Consider the following 22,824-nt stretch of genomic DNA (forward strand, 5'->3'; position numbering starts at 1 on the left):
TGTCCCCATCGCGGTTTTCGTGGGGGTCGATGAGCATGTCGGTGAATCTGGTCGATGACCTCGGACTGTCCGCAGAACCCGGATCGGAGTGAGTGCCAACGCGCAATGTGGGTTATAGGACAAACACCGATAGGCTGGCGGTCATGGCTGAGTTCATTTACACGATGAAGAAGGTGCGCAAGGCGCACGGTGACAAGGTCATCCTCGATGACGTCACGATGAGCTTTTACCCCGGCGCGAAGATCGGTGTCGTCGGACCGAACGGCGCTGGTAAATCCAGCATCCTCAAGATCATGGCCGGACTGGACCAGCCGGGCAACGGCGAGGCATTCCTGGCTCCGGGCGCGACCGTCGGCATCCTCATGCAGGAGCCGGAGCTCGACGAGACCAAGACGGTTCGCGAGAACGTCGAGGACGGTCTCGGAGAGACGATGGTCCAGCTCAAGCGGTACAACGAGATCGCCGAGCTGATGGCCACGGATTACTCCGACGAGCTCATGGAAGAGATGGGCGAACTGCAGGAGAAGCTCGATCACGCAGACGCGTGGGAGATCGACTCGCAGCTCGAGCAGGCTATGGACGCCCTGCGCTGCCCCCCGCCGGAAGAGATGGTCACCCACCTCTCCGGTGGTGAGAAGCGACGCGTTGCGCTCTGCAAGCTGCTGCTGAGCAAGCCCGACCTCCTGCTCCTCGATGAGCCCACCAACCACCTCGACGCCGAATCTGTTCTGTGGCTTGAGCAGCACCTCGCTGCTTACCCCGGCGCAATCCTCGCCGTGACCCACGATCGTTATTTCCTCGATCACGTCGCGCAGTGGATCTGTGAAGTCGACCGCGGACGCCTGTACCCGTACGAGGGCAACTACTCCACCTACCTGGAGCAGAAGGCTGCACGCCTCGAAGTTGCCGGCAAGAAGGATCAGAAGCTGCAGAAGCGCCTCAAGGACGAACTCGCCTGGGTTCGTTCCGGCGCCAAGGCCCGTCAGGCCAAGAACAAGGCTCGTCTCGATCGCTACGAGGAAATGGCGAACGAAGCCGAGAAGACCCGCAAACTCGACTTCGACGAGATCCAGATCCCGGCACCGCCGCGCCTGGGTGACGTGGTCGTGGAGGTCTCGAACCTCGACAAGGGGTTCGACGGCCGCGTGCTGATCAAGGATCTTTCGTTCACGTTGCCGCGCAACGGAATTGTCGGCGTCATCGGCCCCAACGGCGTCGGTAAGACGACGCTGTTCAAGACCATCGTCGGTCTCGAGGAGCCTGACGCCGGTGAGGTCAAGATCGGTCAGACGGTCAAGCTGAGCTACGTCGACCAGAACCGTTCCGGAATCGACCCCAAGAAGACGGTCTGGGAGACCGTGTCCGACGGGCTCGATTTCATCGTCGTCGGCCAGACCGAGTTCCCCTCGCGCGCGTACATCAGCTCGTTCGGTTTCAAGGGCCACGATCAGCAGAAGCCGGCCGGCGTCCTCTCCGGTGGTGAGCGCAACCGCCTGAACCTGGCGATGACGCTCAAGCAGGGCGGCAACCTGATCCTGCTCGATGAGCCCACCAACGACCTCGACGTCGAAACCCTCGGCTCGCTGGAGAACGCTCTCGAAGAGTTCCCCGGCTGCGCCGTCGTGATCTCGCACGATCGCTGGTTCCTGGACCGCACCTGTACCCACATCCTCGCGTGGGAAGGTGGCTTCGGCGACAACGAGGCAGCTTGGTACTGGTACGAGGGCAACTTCGAGGGCTACGAGGCGAACAAGGTCGAGCGACTCGGCCCCGACGCCGCACGCCCGCACCGCGTGACTCACCGCAAGCTCACCAGGGACTGATCCGGTGTCCGACGTATACACAGCGCAGATCCAGGTCCGGTGGGGCGATTCCGACCGGTTGGGTCACGTCAACAACACGCGTTACGTCGAGTACATGCAGGAAGCTCGCATCCAGTTCCTGGAAGCGAAACTGGCGCCGCTCGGCGGCCGGCCGGGATACCTCGTGGTTCGAAAGATGACCATCGAGTTCCTCAAGCCGGTCACCGATCGGTCCGGTCCGTTGAACGTGGAGATCTTCACGACTCACGTCGGGACTTCCTCGTTCACGGTTCGGCACGTCATCCGTGACAACGCGGGTGTCGAATGCGCCTTCGGCGACGCGTTGATGGTCGGATTCGACACCGTGTCCGAAAAGTCCAGACCGCTGGCGGACAGCGAACGTGCGGTGCTCGAAGCATCGCTTGTTCAGATGACGACATCGTAGATTTCGTTTCTCAGTTCACCCTAGGTACTGGTTGCCGCGGCTAGTCTCGAGTCAGAGATTGGTCGCGGCGATCAGAACCCACAAGGATGTGAGCCAGGAATGACAGACCGTGTACGGCAGCAGGGCACAGGCCTCGACGAAGCGACGTTGTTGACGCGTCTTCGCGAGGCCTTTTTCACGCACATCGACGAGGGTGACAGCGACGACGTCATCAACGGTCGATCGGATCGAGTCCTGCTCGCGCATCTCGCGCTCGGGAGGCAGCGGACGCCAGGCACGGCCGTATGGCGTGTGTACCGCCCGTCAGGATCCGAGGGTCTCGGCGCTGCCGTCCAGATCGTCACCGACGACATGTCGTTGCTCGTCGAGTCCGTTACCGCGATGCTCAACCGACAAGGCGTGGGAATCAGTCAATTCGCCCATCCGATCCTGACGGTTGAACGCGACAACGCGGGCAATCTGATTTCCTTGGGCGACAGCGGTATCCAAGAATCCTGGATGCACGTCCAGTTGGACTCCGAAGTCGAGGATTCCGATCTCGACGCGATCGAAGCCCACCTCGGCAAAGTGCTCGCGGACGTCCGCCAGGTGGTTGGTGACACCCCGGACATGAAGGCACTGCAACTGCGCGTTGCCGACGAGTTGGAGAGTGCTGCAGAAACTGCCTCCGGGAGGATCACCCCCGAAGAATTCTCCGATACCGCTCGGCTGCTCCGGTGGATGGCGGACGGAAACTACGCCGTACTCGGATACCGGCGATTCGAGGGCACGAAGGACGGCTCACGCACGGTCGCCGGCAGCGGGCTCGGCGTGCTGCGCTCCGACGCGGTCACCGAAGGCCCGATGAGTTTGCCTCCAGTTGCAGATCTCCCGGATCGACCGCTTCTGGTCCTGACGCAGGGATCGTTCCCCGCCACGGTGCACCGCGCTGTCTACCCGTACTTCGTGGGTGTCTCGATCCTCGACGACGAGGGAAACATCGTGGGGGAGCACAGATTCCTGGGTGTGTTCACCGTGGTCGCACTCCACGAGAACGTCCTCGCGATTCCTCTGATCGAGCGACGCGTCCGCGAAGTCATCGCGCGTGCCGGTGTCGACCTGCATTCGTACTCCGGGCAGGCGATGCTCGAGGTCATCCAGTCTTTCCCGCGCACCGAGTTGTTCTCGAGCGATGCCGAGACCTTGTTCGAGACCGTCCACGCCGTGCACAGCATCGGGCTGCGTCGACAGGTGCGACTCTTCGTCCGCGAGGACACGTTCGGACGGTTCGTATCCTGCTTGGTGTATCTGCCTCGCGACCGGTATACGACGCGGGTGCGACTGGCGATGCAAAACCTGTTGTGGCGCGAATTCGGCCCAGGCACAGTTGATTACACCGCCCGGGTTACCGAGAACGATCTTGCGCTGTTGCACGTGACGATCCGGCGCGATCCGGACAGTGAGCCGGTTCATCTGGATGTCTCCGAGGCCAACCGCGAGCGAGTTCAGGCCCTGCTGACCGAAGTCAGTCGTAGCTGGGACGACCGCATCAACGACCTTGTTCGCGACATTCCGGGTGTGGATCCGGAACTGGTGCAACGGTATTCGCGGGTGCTTCCCGATGGATACAAGGAGGACTTCGAACCGTCACGCGCGCTGGCCGACATCGCCAGGCTCGAGGCGTTGGCGCCAGGCGCGATCGACGTACTGCTCTATCGCGCTGTGGACTCCGCGCCCGGTGCCTGGCGCTTCACGCTCTTCGTCGGCGGCGACGGTATCTCGTTGAGTCAGGTGCTCCCCGTGCTGCAGTCACTCGGCGTCGAAGTTCTCGACGAGCGACCGCACGTCGTGCAGCGACTCGACGGCGTTCAGTGCTGGATCTACGATTTCGGATTGTCGGTACCGGCGGATCTTCGGGCGTCGGTCGAGACCGACCTCGATGCGCAGGTGCCACTCGAGACCAGTACCGCCCCGCTGACCGAGGTCCAGAAGCGATTCACGGCTGCATTCGGTGCAGTCTGGTTCGGCCGGGCAGAAGCTGACCGATTCAACGAGTTGGTGCTGCGGGCCGGAATGTCCTGGCGGCAAGCCGTGGTGTTGCGTGCTTACGCAAAGTATTTGCGCCAGGCCACATTTCCGTACAGTCAGTTCCACATCGAAGGAATCGCGCTAACGCACCCGCAGACCGCGTTTGCATTGGTGCAGTTGTTCGAGGCGATGTTCGACCCCGAGAAACAGGACGACATTCGCGTCGCCGAATTGGACGAGCAGTTGCGTGCGTCCATCGACGAGGTACTCAGCTTGGATGCCGATCGCATTCTGCGTGGAATGTTCTCCTTGGTGAAGGCGACCTTGCGTACCAATTTCTACGTCGTCGACGCCGATGGCCGCTCTCGCGACTACCTGTCGGTCAAGCTCGATCCCTCACGGATCAGCGAGTTGCCCAAGCCGCGGCCGGCTTTCGAGATCTACGTGTACTCACCCGAGGTCGAAGGCGTCCACCTGCGATTCGGCGCAGTCGCGCGCGGCGGACTCCGCTGGTCCGACCGGCGCGAGGATTTCCGCACCGAGGTGCTCGGCTTGGTGAAGGCTCAGGCCGTCAAGAACGCGGTGATCGTGCCGGTCGGCGCCAAGGGCGGCTTCGTCGTGAAGAATCCGCCTCTGCCGACGGGTGATCCGGCCGCTGATCGAACGGCGACGCTGGAAACCGGCAAAGCCTGCTACACCACGTTCATCTCCGGATTGCTCGACATCACCGACAACGTGCACGCGGCCACCGGCGAAGTTGTGACGCCGGATCGAGTGGTGCGCAAGGACGATCAGGATCGCTACCTGGTGGTCGCCGCGGACAAGGGCACGGCGACGTTCTCGGATCTCGCGAATTCGGTTGCCGCCAAGTACGACTTCTGGCTCGGCGACGCGTTTGCCTCCGGTGGCTCCGTGGGATACGACCACAAGGGCATGGGAATCACCGCTCGCGGCGCCTGGGAAAGCGTCAAGCGGCACTTCCGCGAACTCGGGGTCGACACGCAGACGCAGGATTTCACGACGGTAGGCGTCGGCGACATGAGCGGAGACGTGTTCGGCAACGGAATGCTCCTCAGTCGGCACATTCGTCTGGTGGGCGCTTTCGACCATCGACACATCTTCCTCGATCCGAACCCGGATGCAGCGAGCTCGTTCGTCGAACGTCAACGACTTTTCGAGTTGCCACGGTCGTCATGGGCCGACTACGACAAGAGCCTGATCAGTGAAGGTGGCGGCGTCTGGGACCGCACGGTCAAGTCGGTTCCGATCGCCGAAAGCGTCAGGATCGCACTGGGTCTGGCCGAGGGGGTCACGAAGCTCTCGCCGCCGGAATTGATGCAGGCGATTCTGTCGGCACCGGTGGATCTGCTGTGGAACGGCGGAATCGGTACATACGTCAAGGCTTCGACCGAGACGAACGCGCAGGTCGGAGACAAGAGCAACGACGCGGTGCGAGTCGACGGTCAAGACCTGCGGGTCAAGGTGATCGGTGAGGGCGGCAACCTCGGCGTGACTGCTCTGGGACGAATCGAGTTCAGCGCCAACGGCGGTCACATCAACACCGACGCCATCGACAACTCGGCCGGGGTCGACTGCTCCGATCACGAAGTGAACATCAAGATCCTTCTCGATTCGCTCGTGCGTTCGCAGTTACTGCCGACGCAAGAACGGAATCCGTTGCTGGCGTCGATGACCGACGACGTGGCGGCGCTGGTGTTGGCGGACAACATCGCCCAGAATGCGCTGCTCGGAATCTCCCGCGTGACGGCGCCGCAGATGCTCGGTGTTCACCGCCGTCAGTTGACGGATCTGACCAAGGCACGTGGCCTTGACCGCAAGCTCGAGGCGTTGCCGACCGACAAGGAGATCGAGCGTCGACTCGAGGCCGGTGTGGGTCTGACGTCGCCGGAATTGGCGACGCTGACGGCGCACGTGAAGCTTTCACTCAAGGACGATCTGCTCGCAACCGAGTTGCCGGACAACGATTTCTTCGCCCAGCAGATCCCGCAGTACTTCCCGACCGCTGTTCGCGATCGGTTCGAAACAGAGATCAAGGCACACCCGTTGCGGCGGCAGATCGTCGCGACGATGCTCGTGAACGAAGTGATCGACAACGGCGGAATCACGTACGCCTACCGCTTGGCCGAGGAGACCGGAGCGAGCAGTACCGACTCGATCCGTGCCTACGCCGCTGTGCGAGAGGTCTTTGCGCTCGACGAGGTGTGGTCGCGAATCCGCTCGGCCGGCGTCAGTGCAGAGATCGAAAACGAGCTGATCGTGGAGTCATGCCGCTTGCTCGACCGCGCGTCGCGGTGGTTCCTGGCCAATCGGCCCCAGCCGATCGCGGTCGGCGCCGAAGTTGCGCGCTACTCGGCAGCGTATCGGGCGACGGCGCCGCTGGTTCCGGGGCTGCTCGCCGGCCACCAGCTCGACGATCTGCTCGTGCGCGCTCAATCCGTGATCGATCGCGGGGCTCCGGAAGCGTTGGCGCTGGACGTGTTCCGACTGCTCGACGTCTACTGCCTGCTCGACATCGCGGATATCGCCGACATCGCAGATCACGACATCACCGAAGTCGCGGAGCTGTACTACGCCTTGGACGCGCATCTGGGAATCGACTGGCTGCTGAGCGCGGTCTCGGGACTCGAGCGCGGCGATCGCTGGCACTCGCTTGCTCGGCTCGCGTTGCGAGACGACCTCTACAGTTCGCTGCGGCAGCTGACGATGGAGGTTCTGGCCGGCGGCGAGCCGGGGGAGTCGCCGCAGGAGAAGATCGACGAATGGGAATCGACCAACGCCTCGCGGCTGAGCCGAGCGAGGGCAGCTCTCGTCGAGATCTTCGAGTCTGGGACGCTTGACCTCGCGACGCTCTCGGTGGCGGCGCGTCAGGTTCGTAGCATGGTGCGCAGCATGGGCACCCGATCGGAGGTAGGACGTTGAGCGAAGGATTCCACGCCGAAGTTGTGGTTCGGTGGTCCGACATGGATGCCTTCCAGCACATCAACCACGCACGGATGGTGACGTTGCTCGAAGAGGCGAGGATTCCTTGGTTGTTCGAAGACTCGCGCCCGACGGTCACCCTGCGTGACGGGGCTGTGATTGCCGATCTCCATGTGCGGTACCGCGGGCAACTGCGGCACGACGATTCACCGCTCGATGTCTTCATGTGGGTGGAAAAGGTTCGCGCGGTGGACTTCACCATCGCGTACGAGGTTCGCCCCCGCGGCGCCGATCTCAGCGTCCCGCCGTCCATCGTGGCATCGACTCAGATCGCGGCCTTCGATATCGACACTCAACGTCTGCGCCGCCTCAGCGGGCCCGAGCGGGAGTACTTGGAGAGCTGGCAACGTGCATGAACGTGTCCTGACCGTGCCCGAGGAGGCCGAGCGAAAGAACTTGGCCGGCTTCATCGGTCACGCCTTGCGTTTGGACGAGTCCGCGGTCATCCGAATGCGTCGACGCGGCGATGCGCACCTGAGCGTTTGGGCGTCAACGGGTTTCGACGCTCTGGCGACGCGAACCGTGGCGGGCACCGTCAACCCTGACGACACGTCGGCTGCCGGCGATCAGTTGCTCTCGGCGGTGGAGCAGGCAACAGGTGAGCTGATCGATCCGGGGTTCGCCATGGATTCGGCGTGGCGTGGGGCGTTGCCGCCGATGGACGGCTTCGAGCACCTGGACGACGTACCCGCCCGGGTGTTGATCGAACTGGCGCAGCGGGGCAACGCCTTGGCGCTCGAGCATGGAAGTAGTCACGGGCCGCCGGCGTCGTTGCTCGATCAGGACGTGCTCGAGGTCAGTGGTCCGTCAGGCACGGTCGGGATCTCGATGCGAGTTATTTTTGCCTTGACCGCAATGGGATTCGTTCCGCACGCCGGATCCGAAGCGATGACTGCGGACATCGATCTCGAACAGATCGACGCGTCGGAACTGGTTCGGGTGCGGGCGAGTAGATCGTGGGTGCGCCTCGATGCACGGTTTGGTTCGATCTACCGTCACCGCGGTGGTTCGATACCGCTGATGGTTGCGCGGTAGGAGTTCAGGCGACGGCCACCACCAGCGCGATGGGGCCGCCGCCTGACGACGTGCGAGAGTGTTCGGTCAGATCAGCCACGCCGCAGCGTTGACGGGCAACTGACCGTCGACGAGTGGTGCGCTGCTCAACAGCAGCTGCCCGCTCGGCAGTGCGATCGGCACCTCCGTGGTGTTGAGAGCACAGATCAGACCGCCGCGTCGACGGAAAGCGAGGCAGCCGGGGGGACTGCCGTACCAATCGATGTCGGTGCCGGAAAACTCCGGCCTGGCGCTACGAAGTTCGAGGGCGGCGCGATACAGCGAGAGCATCGAGTCGACGTCCTCGATCTGAGCCTCCACGGTGAGCGTCGACCACTCGGCCGGCATCGGCAGCCAGGTACTCGCACCGGTGGTGAATCCGAAAGGCGGCTCGGTTCCTTCCCAGGGAAGGGGCACTCGACAGCCGTCGCGTCCTCGCTCGGCATGTCCGGATCGTTCCCAGACCGGGTCCTGTAGTGCATCGTCGGGCAGGTCGACGTTCGGCAGGCCGAGTTCGGCTCCGTTGTAGATGAAGCTCGCGCCCGGAAGCGCCAACTCGACGAGGATCATCGCCCGTGCGCGTTGCGTTCCGATCTCGCCCCCGCCGTAGCGCGTGACTTCACGTTCGACGTCGTGATTCGACAGTGTCCACGTGGGCACACCCCCGACCTCGGCGACGGCCGCGAGGGAGTTCTCCACGGCCTCTCGGACGGACTCGGCGGAGAATTCGGTTTCTGCAAGCCGGAAGTTGAATCCGAGATGCAGTTCGTCTGGCCGGATGTATTCGCCGAACTTCTGGTTGTCCTTCACCCAGATCTCGCCGACGGTCATCGCCTCCGGGAACTCGTCCATGACCTTGCGGATGCCGCGGTGGATTTCGTGAACTGCCGGATTGTTGAACCGCGGGTCGTCGTCGGAATTGCGCATGAGCTCGTTGAGCTCCCAGTCGTGGTCCGGCAAACCGTCGGGCTTGGCCATTCCGTGGGCTACGTCGATGCGGAATCCGTCGATTCCGCGCTCGAGCCAGAAGCGCAGAGTCTTGGCGAGGTCGTCGAAGACCTCGGGGTTGTTCCAGTTCAGGTCCGGCTGTTCCTTGGCGAAGATGTGCAGGTACCACTGGCCGGGTGTTCCGTCGGCTTCGGTGACGCGGGTCCATGCCGGGCCGCCGAAGATGCTCGGCCAGTTGTTCGGCGGTTCGTTGCCTTTTTCACCTTTGCCGTCTCGGAAGATGTAGCGGGATCGCTCCGCAGAACCGGGCGCCGACGCCAGGGCTGCCTTGAACCACTCGTGCTGATCACTCGTGTGGTTCGGGACCAGGTCCATGGTGACCTTGATTCCGCGCTCGTGGGCTGACGTGATCAGCGAATCCATCGTCGCCAGATCACCGAACAGGGGATCGATGTCGCGAGGATCCGAGACGTCGTAGCCGTGGTCTGCCATCGGTGACTTCATCACCGGGCTCAACCAGATCGCGTCGATGCCGAGCAGTTCGAGGTAGCCGAGTTTCTCCTCGACTCCGCCGAGGTCGCCGATACCGTCACTGCCCGAATCGGCAAAGGAACGCGGATAGATCTGATAGAAGACCGCCTCGTTCCACCACGGGGCTTCGGGCCGGCTTACAGAGGACGAATCCGCGGGGGTGCTCACAGCAGTTCATAGTGCCAAACGTCTGGCACTCTCACGACTTGGACACGGCAAAAGCGTGACTCTTTACCTAGCCTTGGTGTACTTTGCATTCACGCGGTGACTCCATGTGGCAACTTTGGTGTTACTGCCGGGGGAGAAGTATCGAGAATTCAACCAAGGGGGCTTGGCCTTGACTTTGTCGGCAATCGAAGCGGTCAGTTTGGATCACGTACTGCTCGACGATGATCCGATCAACCGTGACTGGATAATCTTCGGCACACCGGTTGCACGGTCGGCGCAATGGTCGGCGAGTAAAGACGGGACCACGACTACGCACGTCTGGGATTGCACGAAGGGGCGCTTCCGCTGGTACTTCCATGCGGACGAAATCGTGCACATCATCGAAGGGTCGGTCACCGTTCAGGGCGACGGAATCGCGAAACGAACCCTGGGCGTCGGCGATGCCGCACTGTTCCGTGCGGGCAGCTGGTCGGAGTGGGAGGTCGAAGAGTACGTGCGCAAGCACGCAATCTTGAGTTCTCCCCTGCATCCCACGGTGTCGTTCGGGGTACGGGCAGCCCGCCGGATCGCGCGTGTGTTCAGGCCGAAGGCGAAGTAAACGGTCAGATGGCGGAGTTCACCATGGACGCAGCAGCCATCTCCATGTAGTCGATCAACTGCTTGCGGTGCACCGGGCTCAGGGTCTTCTCGTCGATGGACGCGATTGCGACGTGCATGCACCGAAGCCACGCATCACGCTCGATCGGGCCGATCACGAAAGGATTGTGGCGCATCCGCAGACGCGGGTGCCCACGCTCCTCCGAGTACGTGTGCGGCCCGCCCCAGTACTGCTCGAGGAACATCCGCATCCGCCGCTCGGCCGGGCCGAGATCGGCCTCGGGGTAGAGCGGGCGCACAACCTCGTCCTTCGCGACTTCTTCGTAGAATCGCGCGGTGAGCTTGTGAAACGTCTCGGCTCCGCCGACGGCGTCGTAGAAGGTCTGCTGCACGTCGTGCTGTACGTCATTCATGGCAAGTTCCATTGTGCCTGACGGCGGTAGTGGTCGGTTTCCGGGTCGACGACGGTTGCATCGGGTCGGAATGCGTACCCATTCACCGGAAATTCACCGGCCGTCCTGGCAATTTTGTTCGAAATGGGAGTGCGTAACGCGATCATCCGTGGTCAACTTGGGGGCAGTCTCCCGGAGGTCGTATGAAGAACCGACATGCTGCACGCAATCACCGACAACTCCAGCCCACTAGCGCGCGGAACGACCACGCGTTAGGGGCTGTTCTGGAAGTTGTTCCTGACGGGTTCGCGCACACTGCTGACCCACTCTTTTCCGAAGAGCATTCTCATCTCGAGATGTTCCCCCCCGATCGCGTTGTGCCCGAGTGGGTAAAACGTCGGGTGCTACTGCTCAACGTCACGTACGAACCGCTGACCGCCCTTCCTGCCAGGCGCGCGGTCGTACTGATGGCCTGCGGCAAGGCCGATACCGTCCACGAGGACGAACAGGGCCCGGTAGTCCATTCTGCGGACTGGTCGGTGCAGGTTCCCTCGGTCATTCGATTGCGCACCTACGTGCGCGTTCCGTATCGCGCCCGCATCCCCATGACTCGTGCCGCACTGATGCATCGTGACCACTTCCGATGTGCGTACTGCGGAGCCAAAGCCGAAACCATCGACCACGTCGTTCCTCGCAGCAGAGGTGGCGGGCATTCGTGGGAGAACTGCGTCGCGTGCTGTGCCCCCTGCAATCACCGCAAGGCCGACAAGATGCTCAGCGAACTCGGATGGACTCTCCGTGCGGAATTGGTTCCCCCGTCCGGTCCGCATTGGCGTCTGCTCGCGGCGACCAAGGAATTGCATCCGGCGTGGATGCCGTATCTCGGCGTGGGCGCAGCCTGAGCTATGTGTCGGCGTGGGCGCAGCCTGAGCTATGTGTCGGCGTGGGCGCAGCCTGAGCGGCGTTCTGTCGTCACCGAAACGAAATTGCCCGAGAATTTGTGGCCCTGACGCTTTCCTTCCTGGCGTTCTGGGCTACGTTATCTGGTGTGAGCATTCTCGAGGTAGTACTGATATACGTTGGGATTCCGGCCTTGATCACCGCGTTCTTCGCGGCTGCGTCCTTCCTCGGGAAGAAGACGCCGGGACCGGTTCCGCCGGCGTTCCATCTCGGTGAGTCGTGGGATCACGCTCCCGTGCTGTGGAGTGCTGTCGACGAAGTCACCGTCCGCGGTGGCCATCACGGCAGTGCACACGCAATCGAAGCCGGTTCGGCTGATCTGATCGGAGGGTCCGCAAGTGGCAAGTGGTGATCATTCGACCGCGCTCGCAGTAGCGCCCGAGGACCTGCCCGTCGGCAGCGTCGTCACGTCCAGCGGACGCGTTTCCGGTGTGCACCGCATCGGCGAGCCGTTCACCGACGATCTTCCGTTCGAGACCATGGATCTGGTCGCGCTCGACGTCGCGATGACCGAAGCGACGCGGGCCACCAAGGTGCGATTCAACGCCTACATCGGTGATCTCGGTTCTGATCCGGCAGCGGGTGCAGACGCACTGTTCCCGACCACGCCCGAAGCCGAGCGTTCCGTGCTGATCGCCGTCTCGCCCAACCAGCGCACCGTCGAGGTACGCAGCGGGCGGGCAATCGCCGATCGGGTCACTGATCGCGTTACCCAGCTCGGAGCAACGGCAGCTGTTGCATCCTTCAGTGAAGGCAACCTGATCGACGGACTGATCAGTGCCATCCGCGTTATGGCAGCCGCAATTTCAGCGCCGTAACTGTTTGTCAGACACCGGCCTTTCGCATGTCAGCTCGCGTCGAACTTTCGTGCTGCGAGTGAACGAACCACACCAGCCTGGCCTTCGACGACCAGACGACGTAACGCGGGAGGGATGTCGCCTTCGAGGAATCGGTCTGCCGCCGCGACGGATTCTGCGGAGATCGACCACGCCGGGTAGAGCCCGATGACGACGGTCTGTGCCACTTCGCTCGAGCGTCGTTCCCACACCGCCGCGATGTCGGCGAAGTAGCGGGAGACGAAGGGTTCGAGCAATTCGTCCTGGCCTTCGCGAGCGAACCCGCCGATGATCGATCGTGCGGTGATGTTGGGCACCGAGTCGTCGCCGACGACCTTCCCCCAGACCTCTTCCTTGACAGCGGCCTGCGGACGTCCGGCCCCGGCCGCCGCGGCTTGACGAGCGCCCGCAGCGGTCGGGTCACGCTGGGCTTCGGCGTCGATGAACGGAGTCGCGGTTCCTTCAGCGTCGATCTCACCGGCAGCTGCCAGTGCCCCGACGATGCGCCAGCGCAGGTCCGTGTCGACGATCAGGCCGTCGAGCCCAACGGTGGAGGGATCGGCGTCGAGCAATTCGCGCAGTACCTCGGTGTGCCACGGGGAGAGTGCTGCACCGGTGAGTGCGTTGACGAATGCCAGCTGGTGGTCGGACCCGGCCTCTGCCTCACGTGCGAGTTCGAGCAACCGATTGGCGAAGCTCGCCGCGCCTTCGGCCTCGGCCCAGGCCGGATCTGCGTAGGAGCCGATGGCGGTTTGGGCTTGGAGCAAGAGACGTTGCACCACACCGACTTCGGTCTCTGAACTGATGCCGCGCTCGACCAGTGCGACGAAGTCGCGTGCCTTCAGTTCGGCCTGACGGGTCATTTCCCACGCCGCCGACCAGACTAGAGTGCGGGGGAGTGAGTCGGTGATGTCGCCGACCCGCTCGATCGCCGTCGCCAAGGATTCGGGATCGAGTCGCACGGAGCCGTAGGTGAGATCGTCGTCGTTGACCAACACGAGTGCACCGCGGGCGACGCCGACAAGTTCGGGGACATCCGTGCTTTCCACAGCATCGAGGTCGAGTTCGACGCGATGGCTTCGTACCAACTTGCCGTCGACGTCGTCGTAGATGCCGATGGCGATCCGGTGGATTCGCCGCTCGCCGGCGCCTGGTGCCGCACCGTCCTGCAGGACGGCGAAGCGGGTGAACTTTCCGTCTGCGTCGACATCGAAGTCGGGGCGCAGGATGTTCAAACCGGTGGTCTTGAGCCACTGTCGACCCCAGTCGGAAAGGTCACGGCCCGAGGACTTTTCGAGTGAGCCCAGCAGATCGTCGAATGTTGCGTTTCCGAATGCATGCTCACGGAAGTACTCACGCAGTCCGGCGAGGAACGGCTCGAGTCCGACGTATGCGACCAACTGCTTGAGGACGCTGGCGCCCTTCGCGTAGGTGATGCCGTCGAAGTTGACCTCGACGGCAGCCAGGTCCGGAATGTCCGCGGCAATCGGGTGCGTCGACGGCAACTGATCCTGGCGGTATGCCCACGACTTCTCGACGTTGGCGAACGTCGTCCAGGCGTTCGTGTACTCCGTGGCCTCGGTCTGGCACAGGACCGAAGCGAAGGTCGCGAACGACTCGTTGAGCCACAGGTCGTCCCACCACGCCATCGTGACGAGGTCGCCGAACCACATGTGCGCCATTTCGTGCAGCACCGTTTCGGCACGACGCTCGTAGGAGTAGCGGGTCACCTTGGACCGGAAGACGTAGTCCTCGAGGAAGGTCACGGCGCCGGCATTCTCCATCGCGCCCGCATTGAATTCGGGGACGAAGAGCTGGTCGTACTTGCCGAAGGCATAGGGAACACCGAAGTTGCGGTGGTAGAAGTCGAATCCCTGCTTGGTCTCGGTGAAGAGCCGCTCCTCGTCCATGAACTCGGCCAGCGAAGCGCGGCAGAAGATTCCGAGCGGGATGTCGCCGTGCTCGTCGGAGTAGTTGTCGGTCCACTGCGCGTAGGGACCGGCGATGAGCGCCACCAGGTACGTGCTCATCTTCGGGGTGGTCCGGAAAACGTGCTTGCCGGGATCGGCGGCAAGGGTCTCGACGACCGCGGAGTTGGAGATGACCTTCCACGACGTGGGAGCGGTGACGTGGATGTCGAACGTGGCCTTCAGATCGGGCTGATCGAAGCACGCGAACATGCGCTTGGCGTCAGCCGTCTCGAACTGTGAGTAGAGGTAGACGGCGTCATCGGTCGGGTCGACGAATCGGTGCAGTCCCTCGCCGGTGTGGGAGTAGATGCAATCGGCCTCGATGACCAACTCGTTGTCGGCAGCGAGGTCGGGAAGGCTGATGCCCGTCGACTCGTCGTAGTCGGAGACGTCGAGTGCGGTGCCGTTGAGGACCGCGGAATGGACTCGGGCCGCGACGATGTCGATGAAGCTGCTTGCTCCGGCCGTAGCCGTGAACGTGACGGTGGTCTTCGAAGAGAACGTCTCCTCGCCGGGTGCGTCGTTGCCGTCGGTGAGATCGAGTTCGATCAGATAGTTCTCGACGGTCAGGATTGCTGACCGTTGCGCTGCGGTTTCGCGTGTCAGGTTCGGTGCGACCACAAAGATCTCCTCGTAGATGGTGCGGATCTATTACGTCCATCCCATCACGAAGAGAACGGCTTTACTCAAGCGGACACTTCTGCCAGCGGAATCTCCGGATCGGCCAGCCGCTCCGGATCGACAGGACGCGAAGAGGCGACCAATTCCTTGATGGCGTCACCGGCATCCCAGATGTTCACGTTCATGCCGGCGAGCACCTTGTTCGCGGAATCGAGCCAGAAGGCCAGGAACTCGCGCTTGTCGACGTCGCCGCGAGTGACGACACGGGAGTAGCCGCCGTGCGGTGCGTGACCCACGTATTCCATCCCGAGGTCGTACTGATCGGTGAAGAAATACGGCATGCGCACGTACTCGGCGGGCCGACCCAACATGGTGTCTGCGGCCGTCTCGGGTTGGTTGAGTGCGTTTGCCCAGTGCTCCACCCGAATTCGTGCATTCAGAATCGGATGCTGTGCGGCCGCGATGTCGCCTACTGCAACGATGTCGGGGTCGCTGCTCTGCAGACCGGCGTCGACGAGAACTCCGTTGTCGACGTCGATACCCGCCTCCGACGCCAACTCGGTGTTCGGCAACGCGCCGACAGCAATCAACACGGCGTCGGCCGGAATCACGGTGCCGTCGCTCAAAGTGACGCCGGCGGCGTGATCGCCGTCGACAGAGATTGCGCTGACGTCCGTGCCAGTGCGCAAGTCGACGCCGTTCTGGCGGTGCAGAGCGGCGAAGACCTCACCCATTTCCGGGCCCAGGGTCGATTCGAGCGGAAGGCCGGCATGTTCGAGCACGGTGACGTCGACGTCGAAACCGCGAGCCGACGCGGCAATTTCGAGACCGATCCAGCCGGCACCGATCACGACGAGTTTCTTGTCGGCGGCCAGGGTGCGCAGTAGCGCAGCGGCTTGATCGACTGTTCGCACGTAGTGAACGCCCTCGGCGTCGGACCCCGGGATGTCGAGGCGCCGCGAACGTGAGCCGGTGGCCAAGGCGAGCTTGTCGTAGCTGATCGTGGAACCGTCCGGAAGTGACACGGTGTGCGCAGCGGGGTCGATGGCCGTTGCCGTCGTTCCCGGACGAAGATCGATGTGATGGTCGCGGAACCACTCGCCGTCGTGGACGGTGAATTCGGGGAGTGTCTTCTTGCCTGCGAAGAACTCTTTCGACAGCGGCGGCCGCTCGTACGGAAGGTGGTCTTCTTCGCTCAATACGGTGATCTCACCGTCGAAATCTCTGTCACGCAGGGCTTCTGCGATCTTTGCGCCCGCGAGCCCGCCGCCGACGATCACGAATCTCCGGTTGGTGCTCATTACTGAACCACTCCTTCGTACTCGTTTCTTTTCGACACTACTGCGATCGGAAGGTGGTTCGGGGGAAAGCGCGGGAAGGATTGCGGGTTCATGATTGTTGGCAGAACGGGAGTATGTCCCCGAACTGACAGAACCTGACCGACATGAACTGATAGGGAGTTTCTTCGTGAGCGCAACCTCGAGTAAGACCACGGACACTGCTGACTTCTGGTTCGACCCGCTCTGCCCGTGGTGCTGGATCACCTCGCGCTGGATTCTCGAGGCCCAGCAGGTACGCGACATCGAGGCCAAGTTCCACGTGATGAGCCTTGCGGTTCTCAACGAGGGCCGCGACCTCCCCGACGAGTATCGCGAGATGATGACCAAGGCCTGGGGCCCGGTCCGCGTCGCTATCGCTGCAGCGCAGCTGAAGGGTGACGAGATCCTGCTGCCGCTGTACACGGCCATGGGTACGAAGATTCACAACGAGGGCAACAAGGACTTCGCCGACGTCATCAAGTCGTCGCTCGCCGAGGTCGGACTGCCGCCCGAACTGGCCGAGGCTGCCGACACCGACAAGTACGACGAGGCACTGCGTGAGAGCCACCACAAGGGCATGGACGCCGTCGGACCCGACGTCGGAACCCCGACGATCCATGTCAACGGCGTGGCGTTCTTCGGTCCCGTGCTGTCACGTATCCCGCGCGGCGAGGATGCAGGCAAGGTGTGGGACGGCGCCGTCGCGCTGGCCGGCTACCCGCACTTCTTCGAGCTCAAGCGGACCCGCAACGAGGATCCTCAGTTCGACTGAGCGGTAGTGAGCGCCGGATTTCGGTAGAGCTGACCGGGCCGGAAGAACAGATGTCCTGAGTGCGTGCGGTTGCGAAGCGCGGCCGCACGCCAGGTCAGCACCGGATGCGACGACAAGATGTTGACGAACCACGGGAAGAAACCGGATTCGAGTGTCGCGCGATCGGCGAGTTCGTCGAACCCGACCAGACCCACGAGATACTTTCCGGCGCCGAGGACACCCATTGCGCCCGGTGCGCCCTGTGGGCGCATGTGAAAACCGAAGTTGTCTGCCGTGTACTCCATGGAACGCGACAGCGAAGACCCGATCACCGGAATGTAGTTCGACGCGAACTGTCCCCACTGGCGCCAGTACGACGCATGCCCAGCAGCGATGTGGCCGACCTCGTGACCGATGATGAATGCGAGCGCATCGGGCTCGCGGGCCTGCCCACCGACCTCGAACAGGTCGCTGTAGACGACGACGAAACGCCGAAATCCGTGCCCTGACGCAAATGCATTGATCCGTCCGTTCCCCAGCACGACGTAGGCATCCGGCGGAGTTTTCATGCCGAATCGTGCCGCAGCCTCGGCGACCAGCCGATACCCCTCGGGAAATTGCGAAGGCGTCATCTTGATTCCGTTGACCTGCTGCGATCCGTACAGCTGACCTCGCGCGAGGAACAGCAGGATCGGAGCCGCGAGCACCACGAGGATCCACGTCGACAGATCACCCGCAGCGATCAGAACGATCGCCACCACATAGGTGACGACTGTCGTCAGAACGGCGAGCACGAGTAGCGGGATTTCCCACGGGTGGCGAACCGCGTCACTGCCTGGTGACACACGAACGGCGGGTGCAGCGGCCTGGCCGTTGACGGGGTACATGGGCACCACGATAGGTGCGCTCGCGCGGCGATGCGTGTTCCTGAAAGTGTGACGTCGACCCGGGTGCGCCCGGCTGGTCGGGCCTGAGAGAATTGTCGCCATGCGCGTATACCTGGGTGCCGACCATGCCGGATTCGAACGTAAGAACGAGATCATCGAACACCTGAAAGCGAACGGCCACGAGGCTATCGACTGTGGTGCTCACGAGTACGACGCCGTGGACGACTACCCGGCATTCTGCATCGAAGCCGCAAAGCGCGTCGTTGCCGACGAGGGCAGCCTGGGAATCGTCCTGGGTGGCAGTGGCAACGGTGAGCAGATCGCCGCGAACAAGGTTCCCGGCGCACGGTGCGCTCTCGCTTGGAGCGTCGAAACGGCGAAGCTGGCCCGCGAGCACAACAACGCTCAGCTGATCGGCATCGGTGGACGTATGCATTCCCTCGAGGAATCACTCGCCATCGTCGACGCTTTCCTCGCCACCGCATGGTCGGGTGAAGAGCGTCATCAGCGTCGTATCGACATCTTGTCCGAGTACGAGAAGACCGGCGTCGCACCGGCTCTGCCGCAAGCCTGATCCGAAAGTTGTTCCGTGCCTGAAGGTCATACCCTGCATCGACTGGCACGGTTGCATGCCCGCAAGTTCGTCGGTTCACCGGTCCGCGTCCTCAGCCCGCAAGGCAGATTCGCCGAGGACGCGCGTCTGGTGGACGGACACGTACTCACGTCCTCGGATGCCTGGGGGAAGCACCTCTGGCACACCTATGACAACGGATTGACAGTTCACGTACACCTCGGGCTGTACGGAAAGTTCACCGACTCCGCCCTGCCGATGGAAGAACCGGTAGGCCAGGTCCGGATGCGAATGGTCGGTGCCGATTTCGGCACCGACCTTCGTGGTCCCACCGCCTGCGAAGTCCTACTGCCGCCTCAGGTCGCCGCGATCGCGGCCAGACTCGGGCCGGACCCACTGCGCCGCGGCGCGGATCCACACCAGGCATGGGTGCGAATCTCCAAGTCCAAGAAGGCGATCGGCGCGCTGCTCATGGATCAAGCGGTCCTGGCGGGTGTCGGCAACGTCTATCGCGCCGAACTTCTCTTTCGTCACGGAATCAGCCCTGAACGACCGGGGAATCTCATCTCTCACGACGAATGGACTGCCATGTGGGCAGATCTTGTCGAATTGATGAAGGTTGGTGTCAGGCGCGGGAAGATGCACGTCGTTCGCGCCGAGCACGACAACGGTGATCCGGCGTACGCGAAGGATCGTCCGCGGACTTACGTTTACCGAAGAGCAGGATCGCCGTGCCGCGTGTGCGGCACACCGATCCTGCATTCCGTCATGGAGGCGCGAAACCTGTTCTGGTGCCCGGTGTGCCAGTCGGTTTAGAAGTCGAAGCCGCCGAAGTCTCCGCCGCCGAAATCGCCGCCTCCGAAGTCCCCGTAGTCGCTGCCTCCACCGTCTGCGGTGAAATCGGTGTTGTCGACACTTCCTTGATCCGCGCCGGAGTCACCGGCGTCCATACCCTGATCTCCCGAGTCGCCCTGATCTCCCGAGTCACCCTGGTCTCCCGAGTCGCCGGCTCCCGTATCGCCACCCTGCGCGAAAGCTTCTGCGCCGTAAGGAACCCCGGCCATGCCGGAGAACATGGTCGAGAACAGCATCATCGAACCCAGACCCCAGGCGCCGGCGACGAGGGCAGGCTTCCACCAGGGTTCGGAGTACCAGCCGGCCGGGACCGGGCGTCCGGCGACTCGGCCACCGGGGTAGTAGTTGGGTGTGTGCGACGACGGATTGGGTGATGCCGCGACCTTGCGGCCCTCGAATTCGACCTCACGGTCTTCGGTGACCGAACCCGCAGCCTTCTGTCCGTCGATGGAAGGAACTTCCGGTCCCGGATCCATGCCCATTGCCACCCGCGCCGCGCGGATGTAGTAAAGCCCTTCCAGCGCAGTCTGTTTCGCGAGACGTGCCTGCACCGGCGTTGCGGCCTGATCGATCTGCGAGCCTGCGGCGTTGTACCGTTCGGCCGCGTCGGCGAGGGCTTGGCGCGACGCGTCGTCACTGCCGGTCAGGTTGTAGACCTGACCGCCGAGGCGTTCGATCGCCTGCCTGGCATCGGCTTTCGCGTCGTCGAGTTGTGTTGCGCTGTGGCCGGAACCGCGTTGCTGGCTTTTCATGACCAGAAATACGACTACGGCCAGAACGACGAGTATGAGAAGAATCGTGGTCACGAGTGGCCTCCCGAGCAGAATCGATCCGGACAACTCCAGGATACGGACCACAGGGGAGTGGCCTGAGTGCACAAAGTCTGAACACAAAAAATCCGCACCGGCCAGGCCGATGCGGATTTTTGTGGAGTTTCCCTCCTCATGGAGGGGATGACGGGAATCGAACCCGCGTGATCAGTTTGGAAGACTGAGGCTCTACCATTGAGCTACATCCCCGTGCATACGACAACTCGGGATCGCCGTGTTCGTCGTCTGCGATACGAAACTGTACCCAATGCCCCACCGGATTTCATAATCGGGGGGTTGGAGAAGTTCGATACCGTCGTTCACCTGGGGAATTGCCGAAATGCCCGGCGAGTCGGGGTGTCTTGCCTTGCGGCCCGGCTTCTAATTCCGGCTGTCATCACGTTTCGTTCAGCCAAGGCTGTATGTGGCGGCGGTCGGATGACATACTGACGGGGTCGGACAGGCGGGCCGTGTACAAACGACGGTCGGGTTCGTGAGAGAGTAGTGAGCGCGATAGGGTTGTGCGCGGTCACCGATGGTGGCTGCCTTTGTGGCCCGTTGTCTTTGTGGCCTCGGATGGCCGTATCGTGTGTTTCATGTGATCGGAAACGGGATGTAGCGCAGCTTGGTAGCGCATCCGCTTTGGGAGCGGAGGGTCGCAGGTTCAAATCCTGTCATCCCGACAAGTACGTACATGGCACTTCACCTCCAGTAAGTCCGGGAGTGAAGTGCCGCGCCAGACAGCAGTACCGAACACCCGCAGTACCGAACACACAGCAGTACCGATTCAACACAAGTTGTGAGCAAGACCAGACGAAGGAGCGAAGTTTCGTGAAGAGCACCGTCGAGCAGCTCAGCCCGACGCGAGTCCGTATCAACGTTGAGGTGCCCTTCGCGGAACTCAAGTCTGATTTCGACAAGGCCTACAAGGCCCTCGCGCAGCAGATTCGTCTCCCCGGCTTCCGTCCCGGCAAGGCTCCGGCTCGCCTCCTCGAAGCACGTGTCGGTCGCGGCGCTGTGCTTGAGCAGGTCGTCAACGACGCTCTGCCGTCGCGTTACTCCGAGGCTGTCACCAGCGCCGGCGTGAAGGCCATCGGCCAGCCCGAGATCGAGGTCACCAAGATCGAGGACGGCGAGCTCCTCGAGTTCACCGCCGAGGTCGACGTGCGCCCCGAGATCGAGCTCCCTGACTTCAGCTCCATCAACGTCGAGGTCGATCCGATCGAGATCACCGACGAAGCCATCGAAGAGCAGTTGCTTTCGCTGCGTCAGCGTTTCGGCACCCTCACCGGCGTCGACCGCCCAGTCGAGGACGGCGACTTCGTCTCCATCGACCTGTCGGCCACCGTCGACGGCGAGAACGTTGCCGAGGCAACCGCTAGCGGACTGTCGCACGAGGTCGGATCGGGCCAGCTCATCGAGGGCCTCGACGAAGCCATCATCGGCCTCAAAGCGGGGGAGTCCAAGGACTTCACGTCGACGCTGGTCGCCGGCGAGTACGCGGGCAAGGAAGCTGTTGTCACCGTGACCGTGCAGACGGTCAAGGAGCGCGAGCTTCCGGCTGAGGACGACGAGTTCGCTCAGCTCGCCAGCGAGTTCGACACCCTGGAAGAACTGAAGGCTGACCTCCGCGAGCGCGTCGCACGCGTCCGCAAGGTCGAGCAGGCCGGTCAGATCCGCGACAAGGTTCTCGAGCAGCTGCTCGAGACGGTCGAGGTTCCGTTGCCGGAAGCCGTCGTCAAGGCTGAGGTCGATGCTGCACTGCATGACGCCGTTCACGGTCTCGATCACGACGAAGAGGCACTGAACAAGCTCCTCGAAGAGCAGGGCAGCAGCCGCGAAGAATTCGACAAGGATGCCCAGGAAGCCGCTGAGCGCTCCGTCAAGACGCAGCTCTTGCTCGACTCGATCGCCGATGCGGGCAACGTCACCGTCGGTCAGGACGAGCTCACCGAGCGCATCCTGTTCCAGGCGCAGCGTTACGGCATGGCTCCTGAGCAGTTCATCCAGCAGATCCAGCAGGCCAACCAGCTCGGCGCCGTCTTCGCAGACGTCCGTCGTGGCAAGGCTCTCGCGTCCGTCGTCGAGTCGGCCGGTGTCAAGGACACCTCCGGCGCCGTTGTCGACACCGCTGAACTGTTCGGCAGCAGCGAGGACGAAACCGAAGCGGATGCGTCTGATTCCGCCGAGAGCGAAGACAAGTAAAAACGCAGGCGGACGGGTGTTTTCACCACGATCGACTGCACTGAGTTTTCCGCTTTGAGCGAAGTAGGGGGGGAACAGGGACCCGGTGCCGCCCCCC

The 22,824-nt window shown here is 62.8% G+C and carries 19 protein-coding genes and 2 tRNA genes; 14 read left to right on the forward strand and 7 right to left on the reverse strand.

What is annotated here, in order from left to right; translation table 11 throughout:
• Window positions 1–143 precede the first annotated feature (143 nt).
• From ettA to AC3WQS_RS16575, 5 genes are all read left to right on the forward strand, one after another.
• The gene (gene ettA / locus AC3WQS_RS16555) at window positions 144–1,823 is read left to right on the forward strand and encodes an energy-dependent translational throttle protein EttA (protein WP_007730925.1); all 1,680 of its coding nucleotides are present in this window, start codon (window positions 144–146) and stop codon (window positions 1,821–1,823) included.
• Between the two features lie 4 nt (window positions 1,824–1,827).
• Window positions 1,828–2,247: an acyl-CoA thioesterase gene (locus AC3WQS_RS16560; protein ID WP_019749099.1), complete on the forward strand. Its 420-nt coding sequence runs from the start codon at window positions 1,828–1,830 to the stop codon at window positions 2,245–2,247.
• 99 nt (window positions 2,248–2,346) lie between these two features.
• Window positions 2,347–7,194, forward strand: a complete 4,848-nt coding sequence (locus tag AC3WQS_RS16565; protein ID WP_492711529.1) for an NAD-glutamate dehydrogenase — start codon at window positions 2,347–2,349, stop codon at window positions 7,192–7,194.
• Complete coding sequence (locus AC3WQS_RS16570; RefSeq protein ID WP_003944573.1) at window positions 7,191–7,610, forward strand: acyl-CoA thioesterase; 420 nt, start codon at window positions 7,191–7,193, stop codon at window positions 7,608–7,610. The genes AC3WQS_RS16565 and AC3WQS_RS16570 overlap by 4 nt, the downstream gene beginning before the upstream one ends.
• A complete protein-coding gene (locus AC3WQS_RS16575) occupies window positions 7,603–8,289 on the forward strand; it encodes a DUF8010 domain-containing protein (protein WP_428690578.1) in 687 nt (228 codons plus the stop codon). The genes AC3WQS_RS16570 and AC3WQS_RS16575 overlap by 8 nt, the downstream gene beginning before the upstream one ends.
• Before the next feature lie 66 nt (window positions 8,290–8,355).
• On the opposite strand, the gene AC3WQS_RS16580 is transcribed toward AC3WQS_RS16575, so the two are convergent.
• The gene (locus tag AC3WQS_RS16580; RefSeq protein WP_492711528.1) at window positions 8,356–9,954 is read right to left on the reverse strand and encodes a glycoside hydrolase family 13 protein; all 1,599 of its coding nucleotides are present in this window, start codon (window positions 9,952–9,954) and stop codon (window positions 8,356–8,358) included.
• A gap of 163 nt (window positions 9,955–10,117) precedes the next feature.
• Between AC3WQS_RS16580 and AC3WQS_RS16585 the strand changes: the two genes are divergently transcribed.
• Window positions 10,118–10,552 (forward strand): cupin domain-containing protein, encoded by a 435-nt coding sequence (locus tag AC3WQS_RS16585; protein WP_021344735.1) that lies wholly within the window; start codon window positions 10,118–10,120, stop codon window positions 10,550–10,552.
• 4 nt (window positions 10,553–10,556) lie between these two features.
• On the opposite strand, the gene AC3WQS_RS16590 is transcribed toward AC3WQS_RS16585, so the two are convergent.
• A complete protein-coding gene (locus AC3WQS_RS16590) occupies window positions 10,557–10,964 on the reverse strand; it encodes a globin (RefSeq protein WP_003944464.1) in 408 nt (135 codons plus the stop codon).
• Between the two features lie 182 nt (window positions 10,965–11,146).
• Here AC3WQS_RS16590 and AC3WQS_RS16595 point away from each other — a divergent pair, with 182 nt between their 5' ends.
• The 3 genes from AC3WQS_RS16595 (at window position 11,147) to AC3WQS_RS16605 (ending at window position 12,721) form a co-directional block, all read left to right on the forward strand.
• Entirely contained in the window at window positions 11,147–11,845 is a 699-nt protein-coding gene (locus AC3WQS_RS16595) for an HNH endonuclease (RefSeq protein ID WP_020908239.1), read from the forward strand.
• A gap of 146 nt (window positions 11,846–11,991) precedes the next feature.
• Entirely contained in the window at window positions 11,992–12,255 is a 264-nt protein-coding gene (gene ctaJ, locus AC3WQS_RS16600) for an aa3-type cytochrome oxidase subunit CtaJ (RefSeq protein WP_007730943.1), read from the forward strand.
• Complete coding sequence (locus AC3WQS_RS16605; RefSeq protein WP_019749092.1) at window positions 12,242–12,721, forward strand: DUF5130 domain-containing protein; 480 nt, start codon at window positions 12,242–12,244, stop codon at window positions 12,719–12,721. The genes ctaJ and AC3WQS_RS16605 overlap by 14 nt, the downstream gene beginning before the upstream one ends.
• 29 nt (window positions 12,722–12,750) lie before the next feature.
• On the opposite strand, the gene pepN is transcribed toward AC3WQS_RS16605, so the two are convergent.
• Both pepN and AC3WQS_RS16615 read right to left on the reverse strand, forming a co-directional pair.
• Complete coding sequence (gene pepN, locus AC3WQS_RS16610; protein WP_492711526.1) at window positions 12,751–15,330, reverse strand: aminopeptidase N; 2,580 nt, start codon at window positions 15,328–15,330, stop codon at window positions 12,751–12,753.
• A gap of 65 nt (window positions 15,331–15,395) precedes the next feature.
• On the reverse strand, window positions 15,396–16,631 hold the full coding sequence (locus tag AC3WQS_RS16615) for an NAD(P)/FAD-dependent oxidoreductase (RefSeq protein WP_019749090.1): 1,236 nt from the start codon (window positions 16,629–16,631) through the stop codon (window positions 15,396–15,398).
• A 166-nt stretch (window positions 16,632–16,797) separates the two neighbouring features.
• On the opposite strand from AC3WQS_RS16615, the gene AC3WQS_RS16620 reads away from it, so the two are divergent.
• Window positions 16,798–17,421, forward strand: a complete 624-nt coding sequence (locus tag AC3WQS_RS16620) for a DsbA family oxidoreductase (protein ID WP_003944541.1) — start codon at window positions 16,798–16,800, stop codon at window positions 17,419–17,421.
• Here AC3WQS_RS16620 and AC3WQS_RS16625 read toward each other — a convergent pair.
• Window positions 17,409–18,287 carry a M48 family metallopeptidase gene (locus AC3WQS_RS16625; RefSeq protein ID WP_041815041.1) on the reverse strand — a complete coding sequence of 293 codons (879 nt, stop codon included), beginning with the start codon at window positions 18,285–18,287 and terminating at the stop codon, window positions 17,409–17,411. The genes AC3WQS_RS16620 and AC3WQS_RS16625 overlap by 13 nt on opposite strands.
• Window positions 18,288–18,387: 100 nt before the next feature.
• On the opposite strand from AC3WQS_RS16625, the gene AC3WQS_RS16630 reads away from it, so the two are divergent.
• A complete protein-coding gene (locus AC3WQS_RS16630) occupies window positions 18,388–18,861 on the forward strand; it encodes a ribose-5-phosphate isomerase (protein ID WP_003944571.1) in 474 nt (157 codons plus the stop codon).
• Between the two features lie 15 nt (window positions 18,862–18,876).
• Complete coding sequence (locus tag AC3WQS_RS16635) at window positions 18,877–19,674, forward strand: DNA-formamidopyrimidine glycosylase family protein (protein WP_133727569.1); 798 nt, start codon at window positions 18,877–18,879, stop codon at window positions 19,672–19,674.
• On the opposite strand, the gene AC3WQS_RS16640 is transcribed toward AC3WQS_RS16635, so the two are convergent.
• A complete protein-coding gene (locus tag AC3WQS_RS16640) occupies window positions 19,671–20,465 on the reverse strand; it encodes a hypothetical protein (RefSeq protein WP_050768698.1) in 795 nt (264 codons plus the stop codon). The genes AC3WQS_RS16635 and AC3WQS_RS16640 overlap by 4 nt on opposite strands.
• A gap of 193 nt (window positions 20,466–20,658) precedes the next feature.
• A tRNA-Gly gene (locus AC3WQS_RS16645) sits at window positions 20,659–20,732 on the reverse strand.
• Between the two features lie 399 nt (window positions 20,733–21,131).
• Here AC3WQS_RS16645 and AC3WQS_RS16650 point away from each other — a divergent pair.
• Window positions 21,132–21,205: transfer RNA gene (locus AC3WQS_RS16650), tRNA-Pro, on the forward strand.
• A 148-nt stretch (window positions 21,206–21,353) separates the two neighbouring features.
• Window positions 21,354–22,727 (forward strand): trigger factor, encoded by a 1,374-nt coding sequence (gene tig / locus AC3WQS_RS16655; protein ID WP_492711525.1) that lies wholly within the window; start codon window positions 21,354–21,356, stop codon window positions 22,725–22,727.
• Window positions 22,728–22,824: the final 97 nt, after the last annotated feature.

It is taken from the genome of Rhodococcus sp. FW305-130, from assembly GCF_058788335.1.